Annotated in this window: 9 protein-coding genes; 8 read left to right on the top strand and 1 reads right to left on the bottom strand. The window is 46.4% G+C overall.

Annotated features, from left to right (window positions below):
* From ACKI5J_RS11920 to ACKI5J_RS11885, 8 genes are all read left to right on the top strand, one after another.
* On the top strand, nucleotides 1–364 hold a 364-nt coding region (locus ACKI5J_RS11920; protein WP_407429700.1), incomplete at its 5' end, for a hypothetical protein.
* Between the two features lie 28 nt (nucleotides 365–392).
* Nucleotides 393–593, top strand: a complete 201-nt coding sequence (locus tag ACKI5J_RS11915) for a hypothetical protein (protein WP_407429699.1) — start codon at nucleotides 393–395, stop codon at nucleotides 591–593.
* Between the two features lie 278 nt (nucleotides 594–871).
* Nucleotides 872–2,311 (top strand): GntR family transcriptional regulator, encoded by a 1,440-nt coding sequence (locus ACKI5J_RS11910; protein WP_407429698.1) that lies wholly within the window; start codon nucleotides 872–874, stop codon nucleotides 2,309–2,311.
* A gap of 193 nt (nucleotides 2,312–2,504) precedes the next feature.
* A complete protein-coding gene (locus ACKI5J_RS11905) occupies nucleotides 2,505–2,789 on the top strand; it encodes a helix-turn-helix transcriptional regulator (protein ID WP_407429697.1) in 285 nt (94 codons plus the stop codon).
* Nucleotides 2,790–3,002: 213 nt separating this feature from the next.
* Nucleotides 3,003–3,644: a DUF6266 family protein gene (locus tag ACKI5J_RS11900; RefSeq protein WP_407429696.1), complete on the top strand. Its 642-nt coding sequence runs from the start codon at nucleotides 3,003–3,005 to the stop codon at nucleotides 3,642–3,644.
* A 132-nt stretch (nucleotides 3,645–3,776) separates the two neighbouring features.
* Nucleotides 3,777–4,139 carry a hypothetical protein gene (locus tag ACKI5J_RS11895; RefSeq protein WP_407429695.1) on the top strand — a complete coding sequence of 121 codons (363 nt, stop codon included), beginning with the start codon at nucleotides 3,777–3,779 and terminating at the stop codon, nucleotides 4,137–4,139.
* Nucleotides 4,136–4,642 (top strand): CHAP domain-containing protein, encoded by a 507-nt coding sequence (locus tag ACKI5J_RS11890; protein ID WP_407429694.1) that lies wholly within the window; start codon nucleotides 4,136–4,138, stop codon nucleotides 4,640–4,642. The genes ACKI5J_RS11895 and ACKI5J_RS11890 overlap by 4 nt, the downstream gene beginning before the upstream one ends.
* Complete coding sequence (locus tag ACKI5J_RS11885; protein WP_407429693.1) at nucleotides 4,639–5,130, top strand: hypothetical protein; 492 nt, start codon at nucleotides 4,639–4,641, stop codon at nucleotides 5,128–5,130. The genes ACKI5J_RS11890 and ACKI5J_RS11885 overlap by 4 nt, the downstream gene beginning before the upstream one ends.
* Here ACKI5J_RS11885 and ACKI5J_RS11880 read toward each other — a convergent pair.
* Nucleotides 5,127–5,717, bottom strand: coding sequence for a hypothetical protein (locus ACKI5J_RS11880; RefSeq protein ID WP_407429692.1), 591 nt, complete (start codon nucleotides 5,715–5,717; stop codon nucleotides 5,127–5,129). The genes ACKI5J_RS11885 and ACKI5J_RS11880 overlap by 4 nt on opposite strands.
* Between the last annotated feature and the right edge of the window lie 298 nt (nucleotides 5,718–6,015).

Raw genomic sequence — 6,015 nt, 5'->3', positions numbered from 1 at the left:
CAATTTTTCCAAATTCCTCACCATGTCTAAAAAAACCAAACGTATCCCCATTGATATTCTGGGACCCGAGTACGGTCCGGGTACTGAATACCTCAATCGCTTCCTTATCCCCAACAATTATTGCCCCGGTAAGATGATCGACAAGTTCTTTTCGAAATATTCCCTTGCAGAAACCGGAACGCTGCTCTTCCGGGCAGAAGTGATCTGCGAGTCCCGCAGGATAGAGCGTGACCCGACCCATTTGAGCGTTTTCATCCAGGATCTGTCCGAACTGCTAATAGCCGTATATCTGGAACATCGCTACAATCCTAATGACGAGCAGCTGGTCTTTGTTGCCGGTGAAGAAGGCTGGCCCTTGAGTTAATCACCATTACATTTCCATAAACCATATAATGAAATACGAACCTGAACCTAACCCCTCAGATAGAGAGAAAGGCATAGCGCTGGTGCTCGCCTACTTCATCATTATTGTCTTTTTTTCCTTGATGCAACTTGTCGCGGCCTATAGTCAGGGAACTTCTGTCATACGCGGCCGGGTAACCGACGATCAGGGGCATGCCCTGATAGGCGCCCCTGGTGCGCATAAAAGGTAGTGTCAAGGCACCTCCACCGGCAAAGACGGCAAGTTGTCGCTGCGTTAATATTAACCCCATGCTGTGCAGAGCCTTTCCTGGTAAAAATGGAGGAAGCTTAAGATAAAGGGTTCGGCCGAATATGCCTTTTATTGTCAGAATAGACACGCCGAACACTGAAACATATGGGCACACGGCTCTTTGCTTAAAATTGTGACCGTTGTCATTAATCCTTTCGGCAGATAAGACTACTTTGATTGTGTATAAGGACTCTATTGAAAAACACTGAATTTAATTGAATGTATAGTCATTGGCCACTTTTCTGGTTACCTCTGGATGGGGAAAAGAACAAAGCCACCCAAATTAAGGAACGTATTATTCACCTGATCGAAAGTGCTGAGATCAGTCCGGGCTCACAGGTTCCGCCTGTTACGCTCCTCCAGGAAAAGCTTCATGTGGCCCGTAGCACAGTAAAGCGAGCCTATGATTCTTTAAAAGAGGAGATGTATCTGGTAACTGTTCCCGGTAGGGGTACTTTTGTAACAGGAGATAAGAAGCGGAAGCAGCTCCCTGATCCGGGCTGGCCGACTCATTCGCCATTTTCGTATTGCAAACATCAGGTTATGTCCACTCCTGCTGAAGCAACTGGCTACATTCCTTACTTGTGCGCCGGTTCGGATATGCCGGACATCGCCCTGCTGCCCAGTAGGAAAATCTTGAATTATTATGAGTCTGGAATCATTGGTCATATGAAATCCAGTCGCTATGATTCCAGGCACGAAGCATTGATGAAAGAGGGAATTCAGCATATATTGCTCAGAAGGGACATTGCAGCGGAACCCGATCACGCCTTGATCATTCCCTATGGGCATAGCCTGTATATGGTTGTAATGACCCTTGGGCTAAGAGGCAAATGTGTGGTGATGGGATCGCCTGCGGACACACGGGTTCAAAGCGTTCTAACTACTGCAGGAGCACATCTGTTATTTACCGGAGTCGACAAACGGGGAATGATTACTGATCAGTTGGAAAAGTTGTGTGTAACCGCAAAGCTGGATATTCATGTTGTGTTTGTTCGTTCTTCCGGAGAATTCCCTAGCCGTGCCGTGCTTAGTGAAGACAGGAGGCGCAAGCTGCTGGACCTGGCACTTAAATACAATTTTGTGATCGTTGCGGTTGATGATGATCACGAGTTCTGGTATAAAAGAGCGCTTGCACCCCTGTTCTACCGTCAGCACAAAGGTCATATCATTCATATCAGTCCGGTTTCCAAGCTAACACTACAATTCCGGATGAACGAGCTGGTTATTGCTAATCGCGATTTTATTAAAGCCCTTACTCTATCGGTGTACGCTCATAATATCCTTTATGATCCTCTTGAACTGACAGTCATTTTCCGTATGTCACGAGCCGGCGTTCTTGACGATGGGATAAGGAGAATTATGGTACATTATCGTCAGAAGCTCAACTCGATAGAAAATATATTCCTGACACATTTGTCTCAGCTTGGCGAAATAGCACTACCGAAGGCAGGCTTCTCTTTATGGATAACTTTCCGGAGGGGTGTCGAAGCAAGCATACTCTCCGATCTGCTTGGAGAGAACGGCTTCAACCGCATTGCTCTCTGTGGTACTTACAACAATCAACTTTTAAATGGACTGCATCTGTCTTTCGGGTCTCAAATGCTGGAATCTTATGAAGGCCTTTTTCTTGGGATGAAGGATGTGTTAGGGGACTAGGTGGCTACGCATCCTGTTATAAAAATCAGGATTTACTTATAAGATCTTGATCCAATGGAGGGTCAATTTAAATGTTTCACTATGAGATATTACCATTTTTTTAAAGCTATTGATCAGTATGACGAGCTTTTTTTCAAGGTATTTGTTTTGACAAGGGCGAGAAACCGGATATACTTTATCAATAGCTAAACCGATGACCAATTATCTGTTAAAGATCAGCAGAAGCGTCTTTAAGCTGCTTACAGCGTTCGACGATCTTCTCAAGTTCGAGGCCATTGTTGTCGAAGAACTGAGAGGAATCAAGGAATTACTGTCAGAAAAAAAAGACAAGGTGCACGATCAACAACTGTTAACTGTAGAGGACCTGGCAATAAAGCTTCAGGTGACAAAAAGGACAATTTACAAATGGGAAGAGGAGGGTAGATTGGTCTCGATCCGCTTAGGCAGCAAGAGATATTATCAATCAATCAATCTTTAAGCTGTCAAGGGGGAAAAAGGCCATCCACGACGCGGATGGCCTTTTGTGAATTTTTGGCCTTTTTGCGCTTATTTCAAGAAGATTCGGTCAAAATTCTTGAAAAAATCGTCATCCCTTTCCTTGCCTGATACTTTTGATTCATCAGAACGACATACCGGTATATGAGTGAACTGATGTAATTAATTATGTATTAACAATTTAACATTTAAAAAAATGGCTGAATTTAAGCAAGGCGTCAATGGCGCATTTTCAGGCAAAGTAGGAAGTGTAATCGGCAGTAGCTGGAGGGACATCGACTACATGAGAGGATTACCGAAGAAAACAGCAAAAGAACCTAGCGCCAAACAGTTGGCGGTACGGGCGCGCTTCACTTTGGTGTCTCAATTTTTACTGCTCGTTAAGGACGCAGTAGACAGGGGCTTTTCCACAGCATACAGTGGACGGGCGACTGCCTTTAATCTGGCGATCCAGGCAAACCAGGGAGCCCTCGCCGGAACGGGTCTTGATCCGATACTGGACTATACCAAAGTTGTTCTGAGCAAGGGTTTGACCTTGACAAAGCCTTTTGGTTGTCGTCTTTCTGCCGGACTTCCCGGACATGTAACGGTAAGCTGGCAATCGTTCGGCGGTGTTTTATCAGAGCGACTGGACGACAAGGCAACGATAGTACTTTGTTGCCCTGAACAGATGGAAGCCCTCGTTTATATGGACGAATACGTTCGTCAGGACGAGACCGCAGATCTGGAGATTCCGTCTAACTGGTCGAGCACCACGGTGTATGGATACCTGTTTATGACGAGCGAGGAGGGTAAGAACTCTGCTACGGCATTTGCCGGTTTGTTACCGATCTTATAAGGTCGGAACGGTTTCCCCTATCAGGTTACCAGAGAAGGCGGGGGTTGATTCCTCCGCCTTTTTAAGTCGGTACAAAATCTCCTCCTTCCTTCCGGCTTTCTCGCTTTTTGTCTAACAATTAAACTTATAAAAATGGAATTTCTAGATCTGCGGCCTGTAAGTTCAAGCCGCTACAGTGAACCGCTGAGCATTGCTTTATTACTGTTGTTGTTTCTATCTTTCCCCTGGCTGTGCCGCCATGTGGATGTAACTTCCGCACCCCTCGATCCCGGAGCGCTCAGTGCGGTGATTATGGCCGTTTTGTCGTTCCTGCTTTTCAAGGCCGTAACCTGGCGGGTGATGAAGGCGATCTGGCCGGTGTTTACCGTGTACTCAGAATGCGATTTCGAGTATGATTTTCGCGGACTGGTAGCCAGGGAGAAAGTGCTGATCTATCTGGCCTTTTATCTCCTGCTGCTGATGGGCTTCGTATTTACGCTAACTGCCCTGTTATGAAAGCGTGCCTGATCGTGTTGCTCAGCCTGTGGGGAATCTACACGGCTGAGGTTGGGGTTCGCGAACAAAGCGGGATGAATGATGGGAAGCGGGTGGAAACCTATCTCGCCTATGTGGGCTTAAAGAAGGGCAACCCCTGGTGCGCGGCCTTTGTGTGCTGGTCTCTGGGACAGGCCCGCATCAGGAATCCCCGTTCGGGCTGGAGCCCGGATCTGTTTCCGGCGCGGAAAGTCTGCTGGCAACGCTCCATGTCCCTGCAGTTGAAGCCGGTAGCTGGCGGAGAAGCGAGACGTCCCCGGAAAGGGGATGTCTTTGGCATCTACTTTTCGGACAAGAAGCGGATCGCTCATGTCGGGTTTGTCGATTCCTGGGATGAGAAGTATGTGATCACCGTAGAGGGGAATACCAATGAAGCCGGCAGCAGGGAAGGGGACGGCGTGTATCGCAAGCGTAGGTTGATCAGTTCCATTTACGAGGTAGCGAGATGGGAGGAGGTACTATGAGAAAGGCCGCTTTTATCCTGCCCGTGCTGCTGCTGTTATATGGCTGTTCGTTATTCAGGGAGGTTCTGGTATCCAGGCAGGATAGTTTACAAACCAGTAGCCGGAAGCAGTCGTTTGACTGGGAGACAGACTCCCTGTATTCCGGCAGTAGTGTATTTACCTATGCAGACTCAACTGGCGCGCAGTTCGACGTAGAGATTGTGCCTTCAGGACCCTTTACCTTTTCAACGAAAGCGGGTTTCAGCGGTTCGGCCAGTTTGCTGCGCTTCCGGGGGAAATCACACACAAGCAGCAGGGCTGTAGATTCTGGTAGTGCGGATATGCAGACCCGCTCGTCAGGCTCCCTGAACCAGCATGTAAAATCCAAAACACAAAGCACAGAAAAAACGAGAACAAAGACAGGGAGCAATAGCCTGTGGTGGTTGGCCGGTTCGTTCGTTATCGGTTTGTTCTTACTCGTGTTTGTCAAAAGAGCCAAGCGATGTTAAACCTTCCATACCAGGTCACGGTGTCCTTCGAGGTATTCGGAGAGATTGACGAGTAGCCGGATGTTAGTATCGTTGGATGATAGCAGCTCATAGGTTTCTTCTCCGGGAAAATAGAAATCTTGACGAAGATCCTCACTGGCATCCTCTCCATAGATCATCGAATAGGCGTTTAAATTGCAATAGTACATGGTTTCGCTTAAGGAAATATAGACCGCTGATTTAAAATCTTCGAACGACAAATCTTCATCCGTTGACATTTCCGGCTCGGGCTCCTGATAGTGCTCCGCCGCTGAACGGCGGCTGTCGATCTCTGCAATCGTAAATGTGTTCATATTGCGCAGGGTAGAGCAGATTTGCTGGAACAGGAGAATGGCATGAGCAATAGTTTGAACGGCAGGAATGTCCGACGCTTCAAATACCTCTATATCTATAGGAATTTCGTCCCCATCCTCAAAAGGAACCAGTCCTGCTTTCCTGTCCTCATACATGACCAGTTCGATGCCGAGGACCAAAAGCCGTTGGTAATTGCCTTCAATTAATAGCAGAGTATCTATAAGTAACTCGCGATAGGTTTTTTGTGATTTCATTTGATCGTTGTCTTATCATCCAAATGTAGTAGTCGCCAACAGCATAAAAATGGAAAAGCAAATATTTTTATGTTTCGCTATGGAGCGTAGGGGAGGAATGAAAATTTCTTAAATGACGTACGTTTGCGGGGTATCTTTTTTAATATTTCAATAGTTCTGAGGTTTTATTATTAAATATTCATAAAAATTGAGATAATATTTGCAGTAATGTAATTAGTGCGTACATTTGTTATGAAAATAAAAACACACATTATGAAAAAGATTTTACTCCTCGCCTGTTTGATCACTGTTCTCTCTG

This window comes from Arcticibacter sp. (genome assembly GCF_045629565.1).
In the GTDB taxonomy this organism is placed as follows: Bacteria; Bacteroidota; Bacteroidia; order Sphingobacteriales; family Sphingobacteriaceae; genus Arcticibacter.
Note: the sequence above shows the minus strand (reverse complement) of the source record. Positions and strands in the feature narration are given on the sequence as shown.